Origin of the sequence: Sabulibacter ruber, from assembly GCF_017355955.1 — a bacterium.
Taxonomy (GTDB): domain Bacteria; phylum Bacteroidota; class Bacteroidia; order Cytophagales; family Hymenobacteraceae; genus Nibribacter; species Nibribacter ruber_A.
Window position 1 is genome coordinate 561,913 of sequence record NZ_JAFFID010000002.1, and the last position, 24,514, is coordinate 586,426.

Annotated in this window: 15 protein-coding genes and 1 tRNA gene; 10 read left to right on the top strand and 6 right to left on the bottom strand. The window is 51.4% G+C overall.

Going from position 1 to position 24,514, the window contains the following annotated elements; genetic code table 11:
• Window positions 1-2: 2 nt before the first annotated feature.
• The 3 genes from JT719_RS13740 to JT719_RS13750 all read right to left on the bottom strand — a co-directional run bounded on the left by JT719_RS13740 (window position 3) and on the right by JT719_RS13750 (window position 3,408).
• On the bottom strand, window positions 3-242 hold the full coding sequence (locus tag JT719_RS13740) for a hypothetical protein (protein WP_207433899.1): 240 nt from the start codon (window positions 240-242) through the stop codon (window positions 3-5).
• A 109-nt stretch (window positions 243-351) separates the two neighbouring features.
• Window positions 352-996: a DsbA family protein gene (locus JT719_RS13745; RefSeq protein ID WP_207433900.1), complete on the bottom strand. Its 645-nt coding sequence runs from the start codon at window positions 994-996 to the stop codon at window positions 352-354.
• A gap of 468 nt (window positions 997-1,464) precedes the next feature.
• Entirely contained in the window at window positions 1,465-3,408 is a 1,944-nt protein-coding gene (locus JT719_RS13750; protein ID WP_207433901.1) for an LTA synthase family protein, read from the bottom strand.
• A gap of 211 nt (window positions 3,409-3,619) precedes the next feature.
• On the opposite strand from JT719_RS13750, the gene JT719_RS13755 reads away from it, so the two are divergent.
• Window positions 3,620-3,695 (top strand) — tRNA-Gly (locus JT719_RS13755).
• A gap of 130 nt (window positions 3,696-3,825) precedes the next feature.
• Window positions 3,826-4,671, top strand: coding sequence for a hypothetical protein (locus JT719_RS13760; RefSeq protein ID WP_207433902.1), 846 nt, complete (start codon window positions 3,826-3,828; stop codon window positions 4,669-4,671).
• 111 nt (window positions 4,672-4,782) lie between these two features.
• Here the strand turns inward: JT719_RS13760 and JT719_RS13765 are convergent, their stop codons facing one another.
• A complete protein-coding gene (locus JT719_RS13765) occupies window positions 4,783-5,409 on the bottom strand; it encodes an RNA polymerase sigma factor (RefSeq protein WP_207433903.1) in 627 nt (208 codons plus the stop codon).
• Window positions 5,410-5,608: 199 nt separating this feature from the next.
• Between JT719_RS13765 and JT719_RS13770 the strand changes: the two genes are divergently transcribed.
• The 8 genes from JT719_RS13770 to JT719_RS13805 all read left to right on the top strand — a co-directional run bounded on the left by JT719_RS13770 (window position 5,609) and on the right by JT719_RS13805 (window position 21,177).
• Entirely contained in the window at window positions 5,609-6,643 is a 1,035-nt protein-coding gene (locus JT719_RS13770) for a FecR family protein (RefSeq protein WP_207433904.1), read from the top strand.
• A gap of 146 nt (window positions 6,644-6,789) precedes the next feature.
• The gene (locus tag JT719_RS13775) at window positions 6,790-10,068 is read left to right on the top strand and encodes a TonB-dependent receptor (RefSeq protein ID WP_207433905.1); all 3,279 of its coding nucleotides are present in this window, start codon (window positions 6,790-6,792) and stop codon (window positions 10,066-10,068) included.
• Window positions 10,069-10,080: 12 nt separating this feature from the next.
• Window positions 10,081-11,565: a RagB/SusD family nutrient uptake outer membrane protein gene (locus tag JT719_RS13780; protein ID WP_207433906.1), complete on the top strand. Its 1,485-nt coding sequence runs from the start codon at window positions 10,081-10,083 to the stop codon at window positions 11,563-11,565.
• A 180-nt stretch (window positions 11,566-11,745) separates the two neighbouring features.
• Window positions 11,746-13,476: a SusE domain-containing protein gene (locus JT719_RS13785; RefSeq protein ID WP_207433907.1), complete on the top strand. Its 1,731-nt coding sequence runs from the start codon at window positions 11,746-11,748 to the stop codon at window positions 13,474-13,476.
• A gap of 296 nt (window positions 13,477-13,772) precedes the next feature.
• Window positions 13,773-15,200: a glycoside hydrolase family 30 protein gene (locus tag JT719_RS13790; protein ID WP_207433908.1), complete on the top strand. Its 1,428-nt coding sequence runs from the start codon at window positions 13,773-13,775 to the stop codon at window positions 15,198-15,200.
• Window positions 15,201-15,491: 291 nt separating this feature from the next.
• Complete coding sequence (locus tag JT719_RS13795) at window positions 15,492-16,928, top strand: glycoside hydrolase family 30 protein (RefSeq protein WP_207433909.1); 1,437 nt, start codon at window positions 15,492-15,494, stop codon at window positions 16,926-16,928.
• 143 nt (window positions 16,929-17,071) lie between these two features.
• Entirely contained in the window at window positions 17,072-18,550 is a 1,479-nt protein-coding gene (locus tag JT719_RS13800) for a glycoside hydrolase family 30 protein (RefSeq protein ID WP_207433910.1), read from the top strand.
• A gap of 386 nt (window positions 18,551-18,936) precedes the next feature.
• Window positions 18,937-21,177, top strand: a complete 2,241-nt coding sequence (locus JT719_RS13805; RefSeq protein ID WP_242693245.1) for a glycoside hydrolase family 3 N-terminal domain-containing protein — start codon at window positions 18,937-18,939, stop codon at window positions 21,175-21,177.
• 99 nt (window positions 21,178-21,276) lie between these two features.
• Here JT719_RS13805 and JT719_RS13810 read toward each other — a convergent pair whose 3' ends face one another.
• Both JT719_RS13810 and JT719_RS13815 read right to left on the bottom strand, forming a co-directional pair.
• Entirely contained in the window at window positions 21,277-22,515 is a 1,239-nt protein-coding gene (locus tag JT719_RS13810; protein ID WP_242693246.1) for a serine hydrolase domain-containing protein, read from the bottom strand.
• Between the two features lie 234 nt (window positions 22,516-22,749).
• Window positions 22,750-24,414, bottom strand: coding sequence for a T9SS type A sorting domain-containing protein (locus JT719_RS13815; protein ID WP_207433911.1), 1,665 nt, complete (start codon window positions 24,412-24,414; stop codon window positions 22,750-22,752).
• Between the last annotated feature and the right edge of the window lie 100 nt (window positions 24,415-24,514).

A 24,514-nucleotide genomic window follows, 5' to 3' on the forward strand; every position in this document is an offset into this window, starting at 1 on the left:
GCCTACACCAGGTCGGGTCCGGCCGGTGGAGCTATATAACCCGTAGTGGCCGGAGATTCTACGGTGCTGTCTGGATCAGCGTCTTCGGTGATGTCAGTCGTGGCTTCATCCCGGTCTTTCGCTTCCTGGTCGGCTGGTTGTTTCGCCTCACAGGCGCCCAGCAGAAACAAGCTGGCGGTGGCGGCAAAGATTCCTGTTCTCCAGAAGGAACGAGTTGGCTGTAGCGTAGATTCCTTTTTCATAGCGGTAGATACGTAAGTTTTTCTACTCTACGGAAAATTCAGAGAAACTGCCAAAAGAAAACAAGCAGCCCCTTTCTCAGAGGCTGCTCGCAGAAGATTGGATGCTGTTTTATTGCTCCAGTACCTGCTCCAAAGCGGGAGCTAAGTCTTCAAACTTGGCATAGCCGCGGGTGACCAGATACAGGTTATTGCCGCTCTGCGCCACCATAGACGGGAAGCCTTGAATACCCCAGGCCTGCACCTGCGCAAACTCCTGCTGGGCCATGAGGCGGTACTTCTCATCGGCAAAACGCTCCTGGAACTGCTCCTCAGTTATACCAGCTTCCTGTGCTAAAGGCAGGTATGTTTCTATTTGGTTGAAATCCTTTCCTTCTTTGAACTGCAGGTCCTGGATGGCTTTGGCGTACTTCACCTGCTGGTCTGAATGCAGTTCTTTGAAGATGCTCAGAGCAATGGCTGGTGGCTCCGAATTAGAGATGTAGGTGCCTTTGTCCAGTACCTCGGTGAAATACGGTTCGCCCATTTTTACGCCGGTGATTTCATTGAGCCGTGGCATGGCTTGCTTGATGTAGCTGGCCATATTCCCGATAGGACCCACGCGGTCACCCAAAATCATGCCGCCGCTCAGCACTTCAAAGTGGAATTTGTCAGCATAGGCGGCGTGCAGTTTTTCAATCTGCGGACCCATGGCGAAGCACCAGCCGCACAGCGCATCTGATATATAGAAAAGGGTAGGCTTATTGTTAGTAGTCATGAGTTCTGAGTCTTGAGTCAAGAGTATAAAACGTGTAAACGGCTGGGGTGTTCTGGACTTGTTTCCAGAATACTGAGCCAGAAATAGTGCTAGCAAAGGTACGATGGGAGAACCTTGCCTCTTAGCTTGGACTGGTTTCTACAGGTAAACCTTAGACGAGGCAATGTTTAATGGTAGCTGATTGTCCCCCTTTGAAGGGGGGAGGGGGATGATTACTCGTGCAGATTGGGCATTCTCGAAGTCCTTGTAGGGGCAGTCCCTTGTGGTTGCCCTTGCTCTTAGCGGAAGGTAAACGGTTCTTGAAGCGGCCTTATCATCCCCCTACCCCCTTCAAAGGGGGACAAAATACCTGTGAAGCCTTATTAAGGAGGAGATTTAATGAGGTAAGAAGAATCCCGTTTAGGGACCTGCTTTTCATGAAACAGCTTCTAAACGGGATTCCAACAATCAACAACTAACAACCAGCAATCAATTCGTGGTAAGGCGGTTCTCCAGCATTCGGTTGTTGTACTGCTGAATGAAGGCCTTGAGTTTGTTTTCCAGGGCTGTCCTGATGAGCGGCTCCTTGTCCTTGAGGTTGTTCTTCAGGAACTTGTCTTCCTTGTAGTTGAACAGGCCTAAGGTGTTGGTGCCGTCAAACTGGAGGAAGTAGTCACCTTCGGTCCATTGGTAACCGCCCTGGTAGCTGATGGCAAAGTTGCCTTCCTGCGGATTCAGCATGTTCTTGCCGAAGGAAAAGTATGGCTGGTCGTAGCCCAGGTAACCTAGCACGGTAGGCATGATGTCCAGTTGCTGCACCACCCGCTCCCGGTCCACGCCTTTGAAGGAAGGATCGCCGGGAGCGTAGAAAAGGATGGGTACCGCGAAGTTGCCCCAGGCAGTCTGGTACTCGGGATAATAGGTGTGGGTGGCGGAGTGGTCGGCGGTGATCACGAAGAGCGTGTTCTTGAACCACGGCGCCTGGCTGGCTTTCTGGAAGAACTTACGCAAGGCCATGTCTGAGTACCCGATGCACTCAAAAATCTCAAACGGGCCTTTCTTGAACTTGCCTTGATACCGCTCCGGAACCTTGTACGGGTGGTGCGAAGACGTAGTGAACACCGCGCTCATGAACGGCTCCTGGAAGGTGTTCAGTTTGCCCGCCATGAACTGCAGGAACTCCTCGTCCCAGATGCCCCACATGCCGTCAAAGTCTTCGGGTTTGCCGTACTCGGTCATGCCGTAGTACTCCTGCACGCCAATCAGGTTCATGAATGCGTCAAACCCCATGGAACCGTTAGGCGCCCCGTGGAAGAAGGAAGTATGATAACCTTTCGCGTTAAGAGTGCGGGGCAAACTGGGCAGGTTGTTGCTCACGTACTGCGTCAAAACAAACGGTTCCTGAATGCTAGGGATGCTGGTGAGCACCGAGGGCAGAGCATCAATGGACTTGCGGCCGTTGGCGAAGGAGTTCCAGTACACTTTGCTGTGCAGCATCAATGAGTCCAGGAAAGGTGTGAAACCAGTGTAAGTTCCGTTCTCCAGGTGCTTGTTGTAGCCTCCCACCGCCTCTTTCCCGAAGCTTTCCAGTACAATCACCACCACATTCTTTTTCCGGAATCTGGCAGAATCTACAGGCTGATGAATGGGGCTGTACACCTGCGCCACCTGCTCCTCGGGGAAATACGCCACCTTCTGGTAGCTGGTCTTGTTGATGGTCCGGATGATGGAGAAAGGCGTATTAAGTACGATGTACATTTCCTGCGGACGCTCCACGTACTCCCCAGCATTGCTCAGCGTGATGGGCCGTGTGCTATGCCTAAAACCCCCGCGCATGGCGGCAATGCTCAAGCCAATGGTCAACACAAGCACTACGGTGTGCCATGGGTAATAAAACCACGGGTTGTAGGAAGGTGCTTTCTCCAGTTTGATGCGGTTGTACAGCCAGGTCATCAAGGCCACCAAGCCTATCCAGATCAGGGCGATGTACCAGAAATCGACCAGGAAACTGGAAGCGAAACCACCCCAATCTTCATTTCCAAACTCCCGCACCACGCTCCCGGTAGTGCGGCGCAGGGTGAAGCGGTAGTAAATAAAGTCAATGCAGTTGAGCGCCAGCCCCAGGCCGTTGAAGACCAGAAACACCCATTTCACCACCTTCTGGTACACCGGATGGTGCCGGAACCGGAAGGGCAGCAACATGAGCACCAGAAACAAAAGGTTGGTGTAGATGATAGCCGCCAGGTCAAACTTGAGTCCGCCCCACATGAGGTACAGCAAGTCAGAGAAAGAGGTCTCGGCGAAGAAGCCTTTGTTGAAAAAATAGAAAAGAAGCCGGCAAACGGTGTAAAGGAGCATGGCTACACCAAGCGCCAGCAACATGGCTATATGCACGCTCCGCCGGAAAGCTCTCGGCTGAAAAGATTTTATCATGTTCTTAAGAAAGAACCGCAAAATTACTGAACCCGAAGCAGATATAAACGCGCGTTTTTCTCCCGGTTTCAGAAAATCAGGCCGGAAATGAAATAGGAAGAGTCTGTTTCTGGCAACTACAATCAGGAATATTTAAGAGCCACCGGGGAGGTGGAGAGTGTTGTAGACCAGAGAAAACCAACCTATATTTGTTCGTAAATCATTGAGTTCAGCGAGAGTAGCTCAGGTGGTAGAGCATCAGCTTCCCAAGCTGAGGGCCGCGGGTTCGAATCCCGTTTCTCGCTCCAAATCTAACTTTCATCTCTCTTAAGTCTTTTACTGGTGGGTATGTGTGGCCTTCTTAGCTCTTCTCGCTTACAGCGGTTTTTCTCTATTGTATTTTTGGTAGCACTGGCAAGCTGTACAGCTCCCAGATCTGTGATCCACTCGGGCAGGGTGACGCCACACGGGCAGTTTAAGGTAGGCGCCAATTTTGGCGGAAACGTGGCCACGGAGCCCATCAGCCAACTGAAAGACATCACCGAGGCCGCCATTGAAGCATTGGCCAACCGGGATTCTGTGTATTACGGGGAGCAGGTGAAAGTGGCTACCCAGGCGGCTATTGCGTACTCGCTGGACCCAGTGGGGCCAACGTTTGATTTCTACGTGCGCTATGGTTTGGCCCCCAGGGTAGATGTGGGGTACAAATATGCCTCGGGCGTACACGTGCTGGATGCCATGTACCAGTTCCTGGGGCCGGTAGCCGGTACCGCCAGCAATAGCCCGCAGGACCGGTGGTACGGCAGCGTGGGCATTCAGTACGCCGGGCAAAGCTCAGACATTCTGGACAAGCTTTTCCTGACCAAACTGGCTCCGGTACTGGAGTTTCAGGCCAAGCGGAAAGACATTCTGGTGCCGTTGGTGTTCAGCCGCTCCTTTGGGCAGGACGAAGAGTTCGGGAACTTCTCCTTTGGGGTGGCTTATAACCACACCTTCCTGGAGTACGGTTTAGAACCTGGCAGGCTGTACAAGAAAGCCGGCGGCGATGTGGAGCAAATAGAAGGGCTTACCAGAAAACAAAGCTTCCCATCCTACGGAATTTTCGTGAATGCTAAGATAGGCGCCAAGCGCATTTACCTGTTGCCGGCGCTTTCCATGTATTACCAGAACTACGGTACCTATGAACTGCTGGAAAACGACCAGGTGAGCTACTCCGGTATTACCATTGTGCCATCATTGGGCGTGCAGATTGGGCTGGGCCAGGGCAAGGCAGGTAAAAGATAAAGGGTGTTTCAGGGCTGTTTCCAGAAAAAAGCCCTGAAACGAGGAAGTCCGTTGAAACTGGCGAAAACCAATTCCAACGGACTTCCTCGTTTTTGTTAAACTTGGTTTAGATTACCGGAGCAAGAACGCGCAAGCCAGCAGGAACCCGTAAACAATGTCATAGCTCTTGAATTTCTCGCGCAACATCTTCAGAGCCTTGTTCATGTGGTTCTCAATGTTGCTGTTGCTGGTGTTCAGGGCAGAGGCAATCTCGGTGTTGCTTAGCCCTTCGGTCCGGCTCATCACAAAAACCTGACGCCGTACGGGAGGCATGGAGGCGCACACTTCCTCAAACAACTGCAGCAACTCTTGGTGCTCCAGGGCCAGCTGGGTTGAGTCCTCGGCTACGGTGGCGTGTTCGGCCAGGTATTGGCTGAACGCAAATTCATATACCCGGTGGCGGGCCTTGTTGTACACCAGGTTTTTGGCGATGGTGAAAAGATACCCGTCCAGGTTTTGCTTAGGATCCAAAGAAGTCCTTTTCTCCCACAGTTTCAGGAACACTTCCTGCACTATCTCCTCCGCATCTTCCCGGCTTTTGACCAGCTTGGCGGCGAAAGAAAATAGCTTGGGTTCCAGCTTCCGGTACAGGCGTTCAAAGGCAGCCACGTCTCCGTTGGAGAGCGCCTCAATATCTGCCATGATGCTGTCCGGGTTTTCTACGGGCATGGTTTCTTTGGTGAAGTACTTGACTATCATGTTACTACATCTACACTAACCCAACTCTCCTGCTCTTCAATAAGAGGTAGTTTGAAAAAACCATAAAATTTTCAGGATAAATGTAGCCCAATTTGTGGAAAAAACAAAAACCGAAACTTTTCTTCAAAAAAGTTGAAAGCGGAGGTGGTGCTACGCGCGGTTGGTGTGTAATAGGGAAAAGCGCCAATATTTTTTACGCATGAATCAGGACCTGATCAACCGTTTTTACAAAGGAGAATGCACCCCCGAGGAGGTGAAAGCGGTTCTGGAATGGTTTAAAAATCAAGAACCTACGCCCGCGCAGGAGCGCCAGTTGCAGGAACTGTGGCACCAGGCCGGCGAACAAAAAACAGACTCCACCTTTTCGCATGATTCAGATAAGATCTGGCGCAACATTGAAGCGTCTATCAAACAAAGTAGCCTGAGCACAGAGCAGGAAGCTGTAGTGGTGCCCATGCGGGGAGAGGCAAGGTGGGGGAAGTGGGCACGGGTAGCGGCGGCAATTCTGCTGCCTCTGGGGTTGGTGTGGTTTGTAGCCAGCCAGTACCTCCAAAATAAATCAGTAGGTGGGCCGTTAGTGGCTGTGCAAGCCGCCCCCGGAAACCAGAAAACCATCCAGCTGGAAGACGGCTCTTCCATTGTTTTGCGCCCGGGCAGTAAGGTAAGCTATCCGGTTCCCTTCAGCGGTGACAGAAGAGACATCACGCTGGAAGGCGAGGCCTTCTTTCAGGTAGCCAAAGACAAAGCACGCCCATTCGTGGTAAAGTCGGGAGCCATCTATACCCAGGCGCTGGGCACTTCCTTCAACATCAGATATCTGCCGAATGACACCGCGGTTTCCGTGGCGCTGGCTACCGGTATTGTAAAGATCAGCAAGGCGCAGCAAGAAGGAGAGGAAACCCTGGCCGAACTGGTGCCGGGGCAGCAACTAGTTTTTAACCGGAAAAACCAGCAACACGCAGTAGGTTCCTTTGAAAACCGCGAGGTGCTTGGTTGGAAAGACGGCGTGTTGTTCTTCAAAAAAGCCAGCCTGGAAGAAGTGGTAACCGGCCTTGAAAACTGGTACGGCGTGGAGATTGAGGTAAAAGGTGCTGATTCAAAAGACCTGGGCGACTGGAGCTACACCGGCGAATACGTGCGGCAGCCCCTGTCTCAGGTACTGGAAGGCATTGGGTTCGTGAAAGACTTTTCTTATACACTAGATGACAAACAAGTGCAAATTACTTTCAACTGATGAGCGGCCTATGAGATAAAGATTGGTTCTGCTTAACAGGCAGACCACTGGGTGGCCTACCTGTCATTACCCTTGGAAAATCAGATGTTGGCGCATCTGATGACCAGAAGGCAATTCAAACAATTAAAACTAAACACTCCCAAGATATGGAAAAAAACGTTTACGGCTTCCTAAAAGGAGTAGCATGCAGGGCTCTGGCAGTGCTCATACTGTTCCTGGCTTGCGTCTCCTCAGGATTTGCCGCTCCCAACGGAGCACCCTTGAACACAATCCAAAAAACCAAAATCACGCTTGCCATTACCAATGGCACCCTGCAGGAGTTCTTCCGGAAGGTAGAAGCCGAAACCCTATTCAAATTCACGTTTGATGAAAATGAGGTACTTAGCAAAGCTAAAGTTTCAGTACAGGCTAAAAATGAGCCCTTGGACAAGGTGCTGGACAAAGTAGCTGCTACCACCAACCTGGAGTTCAAGCAGGTGAACAACAACATTCACGTGCGCGCCAGAAAAAAAGTGGCCCAGCCTAAGGCTTTTGTAGAAACTGTGCAGCAGGGTGCTTTCCGGGTGACGGGTAAGGTAACCGACGAAAACGGTGCCGGGCTTCCGGGAGTAACCGTTTCTGTGAAAGGTACTACCAATGCCACTTCTTCAGACGTGGAAGGGAACTACGCCCTCACGCTGCCTGCTAACACTGGTACCTTAGTATTTTCTTACATTGGTTACCAGACCCAGGAAGTTGCCCTGGAGAACCGTTCAACCGTGAATGTTGCTCTGGTGCCAGATGCCAAAGCCCTGCAAGAAGTGGTAGTGGTAGGGTACGGTGCCCAGGAGAAAGAAGATATCACTGGTTCTGTATCGGTGATTGACAACACGGCATTTGATGCCCGTCCTAACACCCAGGTAGGGAACCTGATTCAAGGGAAAACCGCTGGGGTGCAGGTATTGACTAACTCCGGTAAACCATCAGCGGGCTTTAACATCCGTATTCGGGGAACAAGCTCGTTATTAGCTAACAGCGATCCTTTGTACGTGGTGGACGGCGTACCTTCCACCGATACCAGAAGCCTTAACCCAGCCGATATTGAAACTATCTCCATCCTGAAAGACGCTTCTTCTGCCGCCATCTACGGTGCGCAAGGAGCCAACGGGGTGGTTTTGATCACTACCAAACGCGGTAGAACCGAAAAACCAACGTTTGAATTCAGCACCTACACCGGTATCTCTCAGGTATGGAACACCCTGAATGTTCTGAACGCCGAGCAGTACCGCGATCTGATGACCGAACTGGGTCAGAACACAGACTGGAGCCGCTACCAGGAGAATACCGATTGGCAGAAAGAAGTTTTCCGGAACGGAAGCTCTCTGAACTACCAGTTATCCGTTTCCGGAAAAACTGACAAAACCAACTACTACATTTCTGGTGGCTGGATGAAGCAGAACGGAGCCGTGCGCAGCTCTACCATGGACCGCGCCAGCTTTAAGGTGAACCTGGAGCAGAAGCTTTCCAAATGGTTAACCGTGGGTACCAACATGGGCTACACCCGCTACCATGACGTAGACGTAGCCGACAACCAAGCCGTAAACCAAGGCGGGGTGATCTTAGGCGTACTGTCTACTCCGCCGGTAATTGGCGTGTACAACCCGAACGGGACTTTCACCAGCAACCCTTTCCAGGACTGGGAAAACCCTATTGCTTTCACCGATGGTTCTGACAGAAATTACAAAAACCAGCGCTTATTGGGTAATGTGTACGGCGAGGTGCAGTTACTGGAAGGCTTGAAATACCGCGCTAACTTTGGTATTGATTTCATCAGTGCTGTGAATGATTACTTCCTGGATCCGTTCAGAACCAGCTATGGCCGTGCCAGAAAAGGGATTGGCCGCAACAGCACCAACCTGACCAACTACTGGATTCTGGACAACACCCTTTCTTATACCAAGAGCCTTGGCAACCATAACTTCAGTGCCATGGTGGGTTCTGTGCAGCAGAAATTCAGATGGGAAAACAACAGCATTGAGCGTACTGAGTTTTCTGGTACTGCCGTGACTACGCCAGGTGCCGGAGCGGTAATCCAATCGGCAGACGCGAACAAATCTGAGAAGACCAACACCTCGTTCATTAGCCGGGTGACCTATGACTTCGCCAACAAGTACCTGTTAACCGCCAACTTCAGAGCAGATGCTTCTTCGGTGTTCGGTCCGGAAGTACGTTGGGGCTATTTCCCTTCTGCCTCTTTGGGCTGGAGAATCTCTGAGGAGAATTTCTTCCCTAAAACCAATGTGGTGAACGATGTGAAACTGCGCGTTGGTTGGGGCTTGGTTGGGAATGATACTGGCTTAGCACCCTATTCTTTCCTGCCTCGCGTAGGTTATGGTGCTAACTACCCAATTGGAGGTGTTACCCAACCAGGTAGCTATCCTTCTTCTATCGGGAATTATCAGCTAGGTTGGGAAGCATCTGAGCAAACCAACGTAGGTTTGGATGTTGCGTTCCTGAATTCCCGCATTTCCTTAACCGTTGACGCCTACCTGAAGAAAACCACTGATCTCTTATTACAAGTTGAAGTGCCAAGATCTACTGGTTACAATAACGGTGATGCCAACGTAGGAAGCCTGCAGAACAAGGGTCTTGAGTTCTTGGTGAGCTCCCAGAACCTGGTAGGTGATTTCTCCTGGACTACTGACCTGAACTTGTCATTCAACAGAAACAAAGTAACCAACATCTTAGGGCAAAATGTCTTCTATGGAGGCGTAGCCGGTAGAGGAGACGTAAGCTTGTCAAGAGAAGGTGCTCCACTGGCAATGTTCTATGGTTACCAGTGGGGTGGCGTAGATCCTGCCACGGGTATGGCGTACTACATCAACAGAAACGGTGAGAGCACTTTCACTCCTGCACCAGAAGATCGCACCATCATTGGTAACCCTAACCCAGATTTCATCTATGGGGTAACCAACACGTTCTCTTACAAGAATTTTGGGTTGAGCATCTTCCTGCAAGGTTCACAAGGCAATGACATTTTCAACGCTAGCCGCATTGAGATGGAAGGCATGTCAGATCCTAAAAACCAGGGAATTGAAGTAATCAACCGCTGGAGAAACCCAGGCGATGTAACCGATATCCCTAGAGCAGTTTGGGCTAACACAGACAATTCACGCATCTCTTCCCGCTTTGTGGAAGATGGTTCTTACCTGCGTGTAAAGACTCTTACTCTGAGCTATAACCTGCCTTCTACAGTGTTGTCTAAGATCAAATTGAACAACCTGCGCATCTACGCTACCGGAGAGAACCTCTTCACTATTACAGACTATTCAGGCTTTGACCCAGAAGTGAACGCATTTGGAGGTGCCAACAGAGCCCAGGGCGTTGACTATGGTACTTATCCGCAGACGCGCAACTTGATCTTAGGTTTGAACCTTTCCTTCTAATTGAGAAAAGTTATGAAACTGAATAAAATAGCCATCTATACATTAGCCGGTGCTCTTCTGATGGGAGCCCCCGCCTGTGACGATTTCCTGGAACTGGAGCCCATTTCTGAGGCTACCACGGAAAACGCCTATAAAACCGCCAGCGATGCCGAAGCTGCCCTGACCGGGGTGTACGAGTCTTTTCAGGCGGAATACTACATCTGGGACAACCTGGTGTTCAGCGAAATCTTGTCAGATAACTACTACGCTGGCGGGGATAACGCTGAGATTTTCGCGGTGGATAACGTAGCCATAACGCCTACCAACAGCCGTCTGTGGAACAACTGGAGCCAGATCTACAACGCCATTGCCAAAGCAAACGTGGTGTTGCAGAAGGTTCCTCAGATCACAGACCCGCAGCTTTCCGGAACCCGTAAGGCACAGATCTTAGGCGAGGCCGCTTTCCTGCGCGCGTACCACTATTTCCAACTGGTAAAAATGTGGGGCGGGGTGCCGTTGGTACTGGAGCCGGTTACGTCTTTGGATCCTAGCGTTACCCAGAAACCACGCGCTTCCGAGGTAGAAGTGTACAACCAGATTGTGACCGACCTGGCTTTTGCCTTGGAGAACCGTTTACCAGATTCTTACGGAGACAATGCCAGTGTGAACAAAGCCCGGGCTACCCGCGGTGCCGCCAATGCATTACTTGCGAAAGTCTGGGCCCAACGCCCAGACCGCGATTACAACAGAGTGCTGCAGTACGCAGACGCCGTGATCAACAGCCCGGCCGGTTATGAGTTGTTGGCCAACTTCAATCACCTGTTTGATGGCGCGCACTATAACAATGCCGAGTCTATCATGGAAGTGCAGTTTATTGGCGGGAACGAAGCCAACTGGGGGCCTCAGATGTTGCTTCCACCGTCTTTAAGTGGTGATACCTGGCGCAAATTCATGACGCCTTCCCATAACCTGGTGGAAGCCTACGATTCTGAGAAGGATAACATCCGGAAGAATACTACCATCTTGTTTGAGAACGCCCCTTGGTCAGATGAATTCTGGTCTGTGAGCACCGGAGGAAGCATTCCTTTTGCTTACCGTTGGAAAAGTGCCAGTGGTTGGGCCAGCACCAACCGCCAGTATATCTTCAGACTAGCCGACATCATGCTCCTGAAAGCCGAAGCACTGAACGAGTTAGGCCGCCTGGAAGATGCCAGAACCGTGCTGAACACCGTGCGCAGAAGAGTGAGTTTAGGACCTAATACCTCCACCAACCAAGAGGAAATGAGAGACGCCATCCTGAAGGAGCGTCGTCTGGAGCTGGCTCAGGAAGGACACCGTTGGGATGATCTTCGCCGGCTTGGGAAAGCGATTGAAACGATGGAGAACCTCGAAGAGATTGACCTGCGCACCAACACCCCTAAGGAGTACAACGTGGCGCCGCATGAGCTGTTCCTGCCTATTCCGCAGTCAGAAATCAACCGAAACCCGCAGTTGGTACAGACTCCTGGCTATAACTAAGCTTTCCGGCCGAAGGGCACCAGCTTCCATCATTTCACCTGTATTCGTTTCGGGGCTGTTTTCATGAAATCAGCCCCGAAACAACCATCCTCCGCAGAAATCCGGCAGAGGGTGGCAGGGTGAAACAGGCTGGTACCCGGCTGATTCTCTTAAAGAATTCATGTCCAAAAAACATCATCCATGAAAAAGATAAACGTACTTCTGCAACTTCTGGCCCTGCTGTTTGTGGTAGGCGCCTGTGAAGAGCAAGACAATATTGAGCCCGTGGGCAATTGGGAGCTGAGCGCTCCGGTGCTGGCCGGCCCGGCAGAGAATGCCGCCGTCACCCTGGACCAGGCTAACCCTAACGCTACTATCCGGTTTGAGTGGCAGCCTGCCGTTTCCAGCAAAAACTACGGCGTTACCTACAAACTGGTATTAGACTCTGCCGCCAACGCAGACTTTAGTACCCCAATCCTGAGCATGCCTACCGGTAACGGAGGTAAAAACCTGTTCATTACGCCAACCGCCATGCAGATTGACCAGGCCTTGTCAATGGCTGGTTATGATGCCAACTCAGCAGCGCAACTGAAATGGGCTATTGTGGCGCAGTCCCTAAGCAAAGAAACCGTTTCTGAGGCCAAAACCATTAACATCACACGCTTCCAGAACGAGACTCATCCAGACCGCTTGTATATTTCAGGCTCGGCTACTGAGAAAGGCACCGACATCGGCCAAGCCATTGCCATGCGCCCGCTGAAAGATGCCAACGGAAACCGCACCAACGTATTTGAAGTGTACACCCGTTTAACCGAGGGCGGTACTTTCAGATTCTACAGCCAGCAGAACGCTAACTCTTTGGTGTACGGCGCTGCCAGCGGCGGTGGATTACGCAAGAAAGGAGCTCCTATCACGGCACCTGGTGCTGGTACCTACCGCGTTACCGTTGACCTGAACAACAATACTTTCAGCTTCCTGAAGATTGACAGATGGAGTGCCGTAGGAGGCGCGTTTGCTTCTGGTTGGGGTGGCGATGAGCCGCTGCAATACAAAGGAAATGGTGTATGGGAGGCTTCCCTGAATATTGATAAAACCGAAGGTTTTATCTTCAGACCAAATGGTGATTGGGCCTATCAAATGAAACGGGTAAAAGGTACTACCAACCAACTGATGCTACAGTCTCAGGCAGGCGGAGCAGGTGTAGAGGTAGAAGATATCCCGGCTACTGCCACAGGCCGTCACATTGTGACCTTGAACCTGTCTGGCGATCAGTACACTTACTCGTTGCAGAAAGATACCTCGGTGCCACCGCCAACCACCATGCCAGACAAGCTGTTCCTGTTGCAGGGCAATACCGTGGTAGCAGAATTCACCAAAGACGGCAACAACTTCAAGTCAAACATCTTCCTGGCCTTGGAGGCAAGCAAAGAGTACAGACTGAACTCTGCCAATGACGGTTCTGGTACCTCATACACCATTGGCGCCAAAATTGGCGAGACCACTGCGCCTAATGGCGATGCCGTTTCTTCACCGGTTGACTTTGGTACCGGTAACGCTGCCATTGCGGTAGCCCGCGATCAAGCCTACCAAATCACGTTGAACTTCCAGACCGGTAAGCTTACCTGGAAATACTATAACATCAAGCTTTTCCACTGGGACAATAACGGCGGATGGGATGCCCGCAATGAGTTAGTTATGACTTACAAGCACCCTTACACCTTTGAAGGAACGCATGCCCTTAAAGCGAACTATGACATTAAGTTTAACTCGCCGTGGGAAGTAGAGTTTGGTACCAATAGCACGGCTCTTACCGGTACCATGACCCATAAAGGCCCTAACTACAAAGGCATTACGCAGGCTGGTAATTACAAAGCCACCATCACCGTGGCAAATGATTACCAAACCGCTGAGTATTCTTTCGTGAAACAATAAAAGAACCGGGCGCTCAGCCTTTAAGATAGGAGGGAGCGCCCGGTCTCTTTAAGAAATGTAATGCAGGCATGTTTTGGAAGTGTTTCCGGCTTGTTTTCTCTCAAACAGACCTGAAACTCCAACGTGCCTGAAAAGAAAAACGCTGATGGCCGGGAATGGACAAAGCTCCACGCTTAACAAGTTCCGGCAGAAAGCGAATGTTTCATAAGAGGCGTCTAATGCTTCTTTGAGCCTTAGACGCCTCTACTTACAGAGTAACCATGGGAAGTCCCTTCAAGAAAATATCTAAGCTTTTGATGATGGCTCTGATAGCTGGTACGGTAGCCAGCTGCGGAGACAGTTCAGACCCCACTCCAGCCCCCCCGCCCCCCCCAGGCGGTACTGGTCCCAGCCAGGTAGCGTTCTGGCTCACCAACGCAGACAGATCGGTGTTGTTCAAGAAGCAGAACGTTGCCCTGAACTTCAAAACCGAGTCAAACAACAACCTCACCATAGACCTGGATACCACCCAGACTTACCAGACCGTGGATGGCTTTGGGTATACCCTGACCACCGGCAGTGCCTACGTGCTCAACCAGATGGCTTCCGCCAGCCGCGCTGATCTGTTAAGGGAGTTGTTTGCGGTTGATGAGGAGGAAGGTACCATTGGGGTGAGTTACCTGCGCCTGAACGTAGGTGCCTCTGACCTGAGCCCTACGGTGTATTCGTACCAGGATGTGATGGGCGCCGCCTTCAGCCTGGCTCCGGACCAAACTTATTACATTCCGGTGCTCAAGGAGATCCTGGCCATCAACCCGAGCATCAAACTATTGGCTTCGCCGTGGTCGGCACCGGCCTGGATGAAGACCAACAACAGCCCCAGAGGAGGTTCTCTGAAGCCTGAGTTCTATGATGATTACGCCGAGTACCTGGTGAATTACATCCAGGGCATGAAAGCGGCCGGCATCACCATTGATGCGATCACGATTCAGAACGAGCCTCTGCACGACGGTAACAATCCCAGCATGTACATGTCGGCGCAGGATCAGGCCAATTTTGTGAAGAACAACATCGGGCCAGCCTTACGCGCGGCAAACCTGGCAACCAAGATTATCCTGTATGACCACAACCTGGACCGTCCGGATTACCCGATCAGCATCCTAAATGACCCGGAAGCGAAACAGTATGTAGACGGATCAGCCTTCCACCTGTATGCGGGCAACATCAGCGCCATGACCACTGTGCACAATGCGCACCCCGATAAGAACGTGTACTTCACCGAGCAATGGGTAGGCGCGCCGGGTAACTTCTCTGAGGACCTCAAATGGCACATGACCAACGTGATCATCGGGAGTATGCGCAACTGGAGCAAGAACGCCTTGGAGTGGAACCTGACTGCTGACCCCAACAACCAACCTTTTACTCCTGGTGGGTGCAGCACTTGTTTGCCAGCGGTGACTATCAACGGAAACAACGCTACCCGCAACGTGGCCTACTACATCATCGCGCATGCGTCTAAGTTCGTGCGGCCCGGCTCTGTGCGGGTGAAAACAACGCTTCTGAATTCCCAGAATACCGAGATGTTCAACACCCTGCAGCACGTGGCGTTCAAAAACCCGGCGGGCAAGAAGGTGTTGCTGGTCCTGAACGAAACCGGTTCTGACCAGACTTTCAACATTCGCTACCGCGGCCAGATTGTCTCTACTACTCTGAGAGGCGGCGCTACGGGTACCTACGTGTGGTAATTACATTTTCTGTTTCGGGGTTGATTTAGAGAAAGCAGCCCCTAATCAGGTTCCTGTCCTGCAGTAAGGCAGTACGGTTTACATTTTGAAATTCTGACTCAGTAAAGAAATCACATACCCATTTGTCATCCTGAAAGGATCTTGTGAGCGAACTAGGTAGCCCTTCCCTAAACGCTATTGCTGTTCGCCCACAAGATCTTTCCAAGATGACAAAATGAGGAGAGTGGTAGTGGTTGAAACCTCCGCTGCAAAGCGTGCTCTACTGAGTCAACATTATTTTAATACCTATTCATGATTCATTCCCTCAAAAAACAGTGGGTACACACCCTGCTCATCGGTGGGCTTTGCCTGGGCGGTGCGGCGGGCTGTACCTCCAACAAAGGCCTTTTCTCTAAGAATGAGGCTGACCTATGGCTGACCAATGCTGATAAATCTGCGCTGTTCCAAAAGCAGGCGCAGTCGTTGGCGTTCACCGATGCGGCGGCAGCTACGGCTTCCTCCGTCATTGACATTGATGACCAGCAGACCTTCCAGACCATCGATGGTTTTGGCTATACCCTGACCGGCGGCAGCGCGTACCACCTGCACAAAATGACTCCGGCGGCGCGGGCGGCTATTCTGAAAGAGCTCTTCGCGACGGACGGAAACAACATTGGCGTAAGTTACCTGCGCGTGAGCATTGGCGCGTCTGACCTGGATGAGAAGGTGTTCTCTTACAACGACCTGCCTGAAGGTCAGACCGATCCCAATATGGAGAAGTTCAGCCTGGCGCCAGACCGTGAGTTCCTGATTCCCGTTTTGAAGGAGATTCTGGCTATTAACCCCAAAATCTTAATTCTGGGTTCGCCGTGGTCGCCGCCTACCTGGATGAAGACGAACAACAACTCTAAAGGCGGTTCCCTGAAGCCGGAGTGGTACGATGCCTATGCCCGGTACTTCGTAAAGTACGTGCAGGAAATGGCCAAAGAAGGCATCAAGATAGACGCCATTACGGTACAGAACGAGCCCTTGCACCCGGGCAACAACCCTAGCTTGCTGATGCTGGCGCCTGATCAGGCCGTTTTCGTGAAGAACCATTTAGGGCCTGCTTTTCAGAAAGCGAACGTAAAGACCAAGATCATCGTCTACGACCACAACCTGGACCGTCCGGATTACCCCATCACTATCCTGAACGATCCCGAGGCGAAGAAATACATCGATGGCTCGGCGTTCCACTTGTACGGCGGCAAGATCGAGGCGATGTCTGAGGTGCACAATGCCCACCCAGACAAGCACGTGTATTTCACCGAGCAGTGGATTGGTGCTCCCGGCAAGTTCCCCGGTGACCTCAAATGGCACGTGCGCGAATTGATTATAGGCGCGCCGCGTAACTGGGCGCGCAACGTGCTGGAGTGGAACCTGGCCGCTGATCCGCAGCAGAAACCCCACACCCCCGGCGGTTGCACCGAGTGCTTAGGCGCCCTGACCATCGATGGCGATAAGGTCATTCGTAACCCGGCCTACTACGTCATCGCGCACGCGTCTAAGTTTGTGCGCCCCGGTTCGGTAAGAATCGCGTCTAACGTACCGACTAACCTGCCCAACGTAGCCTTCAAAACACCTAAAGGCGAGCGTGTGGTCATTGTCCTGAACAACGGGGAGACTACGCAAACTTTCAACATCCGGCACAAAGGGAAAACCGTTTCGGCTACCTTGAACGCGGGTGCGGTAGGTACCTACGTGTGGTAAATTTCCAGAAGGAGTGAGCAGCGGCTGGCGTAAAACTGTTTTCGGGTTGATTTAAGAAAAACATGCCCCAAACGGCTTTACCTTAGCAGTACAACAGCTTCTATTCACCCATTCTCTCAATCATTCAATCACTCATTCCAAAAATGAAGAAAATACAATCCCTAGCATCCCTTACCTTGCTGGCCGCGGGTGTAGCGTTTTCCTGCTCGCAGGTGAAAACAAACCAAAGCAAAACCAGCAACAATACCTTTCAGGTAGATAACCGGTCCGTAACGGTGTACACCACTGCCAAAGACACCGATCTGCGTTTGTCGCAGAACGGAACGCTGCGGTTCCAGGATTTCGGGCAGCCGCTGGAAACCCAGGTGTGCGTGTTTGTAGACCCCAGCAAGACCTTCCAGACGATGGTGGGCATTGGCGGGGCCATTACTGATGCCACCGCCGAGACCTTCGCCAAAATGCCGAAGGACAAGCAGCAGGAAATTATGAAGGCGTACTATGACCCAACCAATGGCATCGGGTATACCTTGGGCAGAACCACCATCCACAGCTCAGACTTCTCAAGCGGCTCGTACACCTACGTGGAGGACAATGACAAAGAGCTGAAGACCTTCAGCGTGAAGCACGATGAGCAATACCGCATTCCGTTCATCAAGCAGGCTATTCAGGCTGCAGGCGGAAAACTGACCATGTACGTGAGCCCCTGGAGCCCTCCGGCCTGGATGAAAGACACCAAAACCATGCTGCGCGGCGGTAAACTGTTGCCTGAGTATCGTCAGAACTGGGCGAATTACTACATCAAATTTATCAACTCGTACGAGCAGGCGGGCATTCCTATCTGGGGCTTGAGTGTGCAGAATGAGCCTATGGCCAAGCAGACGTGGGAGTCCTGCATCTTCACCGGTGAGGAAGAGCGCGATTTCATCAAGGAGTATTTAGGGCCTACGCTGCACAAAAGTGGCATGAAAGACAAGAAGCTGATTGCCTGGGACCACAACCGTGACCTCATCTACCAACGCGCCAGCACCGTCTTGAACGACCCTGAGGCAGCTAAATACGTGTGGGGCATTGGCTACCACTGGTACGAAACCTGGACCGGCTCTGACATGCTGTTTGACAACCTGCGCAAAGTGAAGGAGACCTTCCCGGAGACCAACCTCATCTTCACCGAGGGCTGCATTGAGAAATTCGATTTCAACCGCATTAATGACTGGTCTTTGGGCGAGCGCTACGGTTACTCTATGGTGAACGACTTCAACGCCGGAACCGTGGCCTGGACCGACTGGAACATGGTGCTGGACGAGAAAGGCGGCCCTAACCACGTGGGTAACTTCTGCTTCGCGCCTATCCACGCCGATACCCGCAACGGTAAAGTCCTTTATACCAACAGCTACTACTACCTGGGCCACTTCTCTAAGTTTGTGAAGCCGGGTGCCAAGCGCATCATTAGCTCATCTAACCGCGATGCCCTGCAAACCACCGCCTTCCTGAACCCAGACGGCAAGGTAGCCGTGATCGTGCTCAACACCACCGACAAACCGCTGGACTACAAACTCTGGATCAACGGCAAAGCCGCCGATGCCAAGAGCCTGCCGCACTCTATTGCCACGCTGGTGTTGTAATAAGCAGTTTTCTTATAATTTATTTTTTTAGGACAGACGCAGGTGCAAACTTGCGTCTGCCTTTTTTAAGGCCGTTTTCCAGAAAACAGGTTGAAAATAGAAACTGACTGGTAAGCTGCAGCTGCGAAGCTCACGCATTCCGTCCCCCTTTGAAGGGGGTAGGGGGATGATCACTCGTGCAGATCATGGCATTCCCTTGTAGGGGCAATCCCTTGTGGTTGCCCTTGCAGGAGAAGCACCATTGAAGTCCCCGCTCTGTAGAAAAGCCTCTGGTTCTTCAACCGCCCTTGTCATCCCCTACCCCCCTTCGAAGGGGGACGGAATGCTTAATCGGCTAAAACAATCAAGCTTGCTAAAAGAACATCAAAGCATATAACATTAAACCAATGAAACTAAAACTCTCTTCTCTGGCTTTGGCGGTGCTGCTCAGCTCCGGTGCCATGGCGCAGAAGAAACCCGCCAAAGTGAACACCGCAAACATTGATCAGCGGGTGAACGAACTGCTCCAGAAAATGACCCTGGAGGAAAAAGTAGGCCAGCTGAACCAGTACACCGGCGACCAGGATGCCACCGGGCCCATCACCGCTTCCGGCGACAAAGTAGCGGATGTAAAGCAAGGCAAGATCGGATCCATGCTGAATGTGCGCGGCGTGAAATACACCCGAGCGCTGCAAGATGCCGCCATGCAGTCGAGGCTCAAGATTCCGCTGTTGTTTGGGCAGGATGTGATCCATGGCTACCGCGTGACCTTTCCTATTCCTCTAGCCGAGGCCGCCAGCTGGGATCTGAAAGCCATTGAGCAAGGTTCCCGCATTGCCGCCACTGAGGCTGCCGCTTCAGGGCTGCACTGGACGTTTGCGCCGATGGTGGATATTGGGCGTGATCCGCGGTGGGGTCGCGTGATGGAAGGAGCCGGCGAAGACCCGTATCTGGGTTCGCTTATTGCCAGAGCCCGCGTGAAGGGTTTCCAGGGCGAAGGTCTGGGCAACGTGGATGCCGTGATGGCCTGCGCGAAGCACTTCGCGGCGTACGGTGCCGCTATTGGCGGTCGGGATTACAATAGCGTGGAGATGGGTTTGCGCACCTTGCACGAAGTGTACCTGCCGCCGTTCAAAGCTGCGCTGGATGCCGGCGTGGCCACGTTTATGAACTCGTTCAATGATATCAACGGGATTCCAGCCACGGGCAGCAGCTACCTGCAGCGCGACATCCTGAAGGGCCAGTGGAAGTTCCAGGGCTTCGTGGTGAGCGACTGGGGTTCTATAGGCGAGATGATTGCCCACGGTTTCGTGCAGGACAACAAGCACGCCGCCGAGGTGGCCCTGAACGCCGGCAGCGATATGGACATGGAAAGCCGCAGCTACATCAGCAGCCTGGCCCAGTTGGTGCGCGAAGGAAAGGTAAAAGAAGAACTGGTCAACGATGCTGTGCGCCGCATCCTGCGCAAGAAATTTGAGCTGGGGCTGTTCGATGATCCCTACCGCTTCAGCGATGAGAAACGCGAGAAGAAAACCCTCAACAAACCAGAGCACCTGGAAGCCGCCCGCGACGTGGCCCGCAAAAGCATCGTGCTCCTGAAAAACGAAGGCCAGGTGCTGCCGCTCTCTAAAGACCTGAAATCTGTGGCGTTAATTGGCCCCTTGGTGAAAGCTGAGAAAGACATGCAGGGCTTCTGGTCTATTGACTGGGGCAAGGAAGACAAGCTGGTATCGCTCTACGAGGGCATGCAAAACCAGGCCGGTAACACCAAACTGCTCTACGCCAAAGGCTGCGAAGTGCAGGATACCTCCAGAGCCGGTTTCGCGGAGGCCTTGGCCGTGGCCAGACAAGCCGATGTGGTGGTGATGGCCGTAGGCGAGCAAGCCAATATGAGCGGTGAGGCCAAGAGCCGCGCCAACATCCATCTGCCCGGTGTACAGGAAGAACTCATCAAAGCCATCCAGGCCACCGGCAAACCGGTCGTGGTGCTTATTATGGCTGGTCGCCCGTTGGTGTTTGACTGGACCGCTAAGCATGTGCCTACCATCGCCTACACCTGGTGGCTGGGCAGCCAGGCCGGAAACGCCATCGCCGATGTGCTCTACGGCAAATACAACCCGTCCGGGAAACTGCCCATGACGTTCCCGCGCTCCGAAGGCCAAATTCCTATCTATTACAACTACTACAATACCGGCCGCCCGAGCCAGAACGACCAGGACACCAATTACCGCTCCGGCTACATTGACATGGTGAAAAGCCCGCAATACGCGTTTGGGCACGGCTTGAGCTACACCACTTTCAGCTACAGCAACCTGGTGTTGAGTAAGCCAAGCATGGGCAAAGGCGAGACCATCACGGCCTCGTTCACGCTCACCAACACCGGTAAAGTAGCCGGCGAGGAAGTGGCCCAGCTGTACCTGCGTGATGTGGTGGCCCAGCCCGTACGTCCGGTGAAAGAATTGAAAGGTTTTGAAAAAGTAGCCCTGAAACCCGGCGAAAGCAAAACCATCACCTTTACCATTGATGCTGAGAAGCTTTCCTTCTACAACGACAACCTGGAGTGGATCACTCAACCCGGTCAGTTCCAGTTGATGATTGGTACCGCCTCAGACAACATCAAGCTGCAGCAAACCTTCGAGTTGAAGTAAGGTTTGTGCATGAAATGAAAAGGCCCTGCTGATGAAGCAGGGCCTTTTTTGTTTGATTGATATTTAAGAAAACAAGGTCCGAAATACAGAGAGCTTCTTTTACGGATGCATGCTCACCAACGTGCCCTGATTCTTGTATTTGGAGGCGCTGTCTGGGTGGGCCGGGTATAGGAACTGCCGGATATCATGCAGGAAACTGAAACTGCCGTTAGGCAGGTTGCTGAGCACAATGAGGGCGCTGTGTTCTTTGGTGTTGCGCAGCAGGTAGGTGGAGAAGCCGTGCCACAGGCCGCCGTGGTACACCACCGTGTCGCCGTTCTCAATGGGGCGGATGCGCCATCCGAAGCCGTAATCTTCGGTCTGTTTTTTCTTCTTTTTGAGAATTCCGCCCGTAAACGCCTCGTCTAGCGTTTCGCGTTTCACCAGCTTTTGGGTGTATAGCGCCTGATCCCATTTGTAGAGGTCTTCTACGGTGGAGTACACGCCTTTATCGCCCAGCACGGTGTCCAGGTAATCGGTGGTTCTTTTCTGCCGGAAACGGGTGTGGCCGGTGGCGATTTGCCCGGTAAGCGTGGCTACGTCTGGGCTGTAGGTGAAGGTGTGCTTCATCTCCAGCGGCTCAAAGATGCGCTCACGCAGGAACTCCGCGAAAGGCTTCTCCGATACTTTTTCCACAATAGAGGCTAGCAGGCTGTAGCCGGTGTTGCTGTAATCAAAGTGCGTATTGGGCTGGTAGTAGGGCTTGGGTTGATGCGTGGCCATCAAATTCAGGACATCCTCATTGGTGAGGTTCTTGTTGCGGTCTGGCCACAGCTTGTCGCTGAAATAGGTGTAGTTAGACAAACCCGACTGGTGGGTGAGCAGCTGCCGGATGGTGATGCCGTGGTACGGGAAATTAGGGATGTACTGCTGCACGCTGTCCTCGTAGCTGAGCTTTTCCTCTTCTTTCAGCATCATGATGGCCATGGCCGTGAACTGCTTGGAAACCGACGCCAACTGGAAAGCGGTCTCGGTGGTGAGGGTGTCTTTCCGGAAGAAATCGGCGAAGCCAAAGGCTCCTTTGTAGATTACCTTATCATACTTGGTGACCAGCACCGCCCCGTTGAAGCCCCTGCGCTTGTGGAAATACCGGAACAGGGAGTCCAGCTTTACGCCCAGTCGTTTGGCGCTGTCTGCGGTAAAATAAGCCGGAATCGCTACGGTTTCCTTGTCGTCTTCATCGCTTCCGCTCCACAATGATTTCTTGCTCCCTGATTTTTCACAACCTAACAGGGAGAAACAGCATACCATTGCCGTAAGGCAGCCAAAAAGCACCGATTTTGTTCTGAGAAAAGCCATACCTGAAAACCAACAAGAAAACGGACTATAAATATAAGGCAACGAAAGAAAATCTTTCCTATAAAATGATGAAGTTATCTTCTGCAATTTTGGAGGCCTGTTGGTTTACCTCATAGCCTATATAGTTGCCTTAAGTTAAAAAGTATTCAGAATTACCAAGGTATTTAGGCTCAAGAGGCTATGATGGAGAAGTTGTATATGATTATAGCTTAGTTTCCAGCAAGCTCAGAACGGTTATTCTATTACTACCTTTTTGGTAAGTGTACTGCTGTCAATCTTTAATTGAAGATAATATACTCCCTTAGATAAATTCTTGGTTGAAATAGGAATACCTTTTTGTGCCTGACTTCTGCTAATTTTCTGTTCTAACACAGGTAGTCCAAGGCTATTGGTTAGGGTTGCCAGAATATCTTTAGTAGTATCCTTCATGCCATCTATGGCAAGGGTAAAGCTCCCATTACTTGGATTGGGAAAAATAGAGGTACTTGCATTTTCAAAGGAATTATGATCTTTTACGCCTAAAACAGGAGTCACTCCCATTTTTATTATCCAATAGTCTCTGTCTCCTCTTGAGGTTTTCGTTTTATCACCCGTTGCTCCAGACTCTGAGGTGCCTCCAATAACAAAGCCATCTTCAGCTAGAACCAAAATTGTAGATTCTTCAGGCCCGTCTCCGCCAATGGTCTTGTCCCATAGTTTATTTCCATTAGAATCAAGCTTGATAATCCAATGGTCCCAACTGCCCACGGTCGGTTCTGTTTTATCTGTGCCAACCCCTGAGTCTGAGACCCCACCTAATAGGTAACCTCCATCTGGTGTAACAATAAGGCTGTATAAATTATCAAAGCCAGTGCCGCCAAACCGTTTATCCCAGCTCTTATTGCCAGTGGCATCCAATTTCACAGCCCAATAGTCAAGGTTACCCTTTGAGTTCTCAGTTATGTCTGCCCCAGCCCCTGATTCAGATACTCCTCCTGCTAAGTAGCCACCATCTGGCGTTGGGGTAAGGGTGAATAAGTATTCATTAAGAGCCCCTCCAATGGATTTGTCCCAAACTTTGGTTCCGTCTGAGTTTATCTTTACGAACCAATAATCGTATCTGCCTTTGGTGTTTTCTGATTTGCTACCCGTAGCCATTGAGTTTGACCAGCCTCCCAGAAGATACCCGCCGTCCTGGCTTGGAACGATAGAAATAATCTCATCGGCGTTACTCCCTCCATAGGATTTATCCCAAACTTTTGTTCCATCCTCAGTCAATTTTAAAAGCCAGAAGTCTCCTGGACCGTTTGAGTTTTCAGTCTTATCGCCACCTATGTTGGAATCTGAACTGCCACCTGCCAGAAAGCCTCCATCTGGGGTAGAAACTAAAGAGGACAAGAGATCATTGCCATTACCGCCAAAGCGTTTGTCCCAGATTTTTGTGCCAGTAGCATTGATCTTAACTATCCAGAAATCACCATTCCCTCTGGAGTCTTCGGTGCGGTTAGCACCAATGGATGAAAAGGAGTATCCTCCTAGTAAATAGCCTCCGTCTGAAGTAGTGGTAAGCGCTGTTAAATTGTCACTACGTGTTCCTCCGTAGGTCTTGTCCCAAGCTTTTGTTCCATCTGCGTTCAGCTTGACCACCCAATAATCAAACTCGCCCTTTGTTGTTTCTGGTTCAGTTTTGTCACCATCATTAGTAGACCTGGATCTGCCTCCAACCAGATATCCTCCATCAGGAGTAGAGATAATAGATTCAAAACCATCCCAATCACTGCCACCGTAGCGTTTATCCCACTGTTTTAAGACAGGTGCTTGTGCCAGGAGGGTGCTATGTACAAAGACAGCTAAGAAGAATGATACAGTTAATTTGATTGAAGCTGATATCGTTTTTTGAAGTAGGAGTGTCCTGTTCATTTGGTAGCAAATGCTTTATATAATAGGTTAGTTTTTAAGATCAGGTTTTTGGGGATAAGATAAATGTAATTAAAGTAAGTTCTTTGCTGGGAATATCTAT

What these genes read in the sequence shown, in the direction of transcription:
- JT719_RS13765 (WP_207433903.1), bottom strand. Translation starts at nt 5,409, where the DNA reads ATGATAGTCAAGTACTTCACCAAAGAAACCATGCCCGTAGAAAACCCG.
- JT719_RS13805 (WP_242693245.1), top strand. Translation starts at nt 18,937, where the DNA reads ATGAAACTAAAACTCTCTTCTCTGGCTTTGGCGGTGCTGCTCAGCTCC.
- JT719_RS13775 (WP_207433905.1), top strand. Translation starts at nt 6,790, where the DNA reads ATGGAAAAAAACGTTTACGGCTTCCTAAAAGGAGTAGCATGCAGGGCT.
- JT719_RS13790 (WP_207433908.1), top strand. Translation starts at nt 13,773, where the DNA reads ATGATGGCTCTGATAGCTGGTACGGTAGCCAGCTGCGGAGACAGTTCA.
- JT719_RS13740 (WP_207433899.1), bottom strand. Translation starts at nt 242, where the DNA reads ATGAAAAAGGAATCTACGCTACAGCCAACTCGTTCCTTCTGGAGAACA.
- JT719_RS13815 (WP_207433911.1), bottom strand. Translation starts at nt 24,414, where the DNA reads ATGAACAGGACACTCCTACTTCAAAAAACGATATCAGCTTCAATCAAA.
- JT719_RS13780 (WP_207433906.1), top strand. Translation starts at nt 10,081, where the DNA reads ATGAAACTGAATAAAATAGCCATCTATACATTAGCCGGTGCTCTTCTG.
- JT719_RS13750 (WP_207433901.1), bottom strand. Translation starts at nt 3,408, where the DNA reads ATGATAAAATCTTTTCAGCCGAGAGCTTTCCGGCGGAGCGTGCATATA.
- JT719_RS13800 (WP_207433910.1), top strand. Translation starts at nt 17,072, where the DNA reads ATGAAGAAAATACAATCCCTAGCATCCCTTACCTTGCTGGCCGCGGGT.
- JT719_RS13795 (WP_207433909.1), top strand. Translation starts at nt 15,492, where the DNA reads ATGATTCATTCCCTCAAAAAACAGTGGGTACACACCCTGCTCATCGGT.
- JT719_RS13810 (WP_242693246.1), bottom strand. Translation starts at nt 22,515, where the DNA reads ATGGCTTTTCTCAGAACAAAATCGGTGCTTTTTGGCTGCCTTACGGCA.
- JT719_RS13770 (WP_207433904.1), top strand. Translation starts at nt 5,609, where the DNA reads ATGAATCAGGACCTGATCAACCGTTTTTACAAAGGAGAATGCACCCCC.
- JT719_RS13745 (WP_207433900.1), bottom strand. Translation starts at nt 996, where the DNA reads ATGACTACTAACAATAAGCCTACCCTTTTCTATATATCAGATGCGCTG.
- JT719_RS13785 (WP_207433907.1), top strand. Translation starts at nt 11,746, where the DNA reads ATGAAAAAGATAAACGTACTTCTGCAACTTCTGGCCCTGCTGTTTGTG.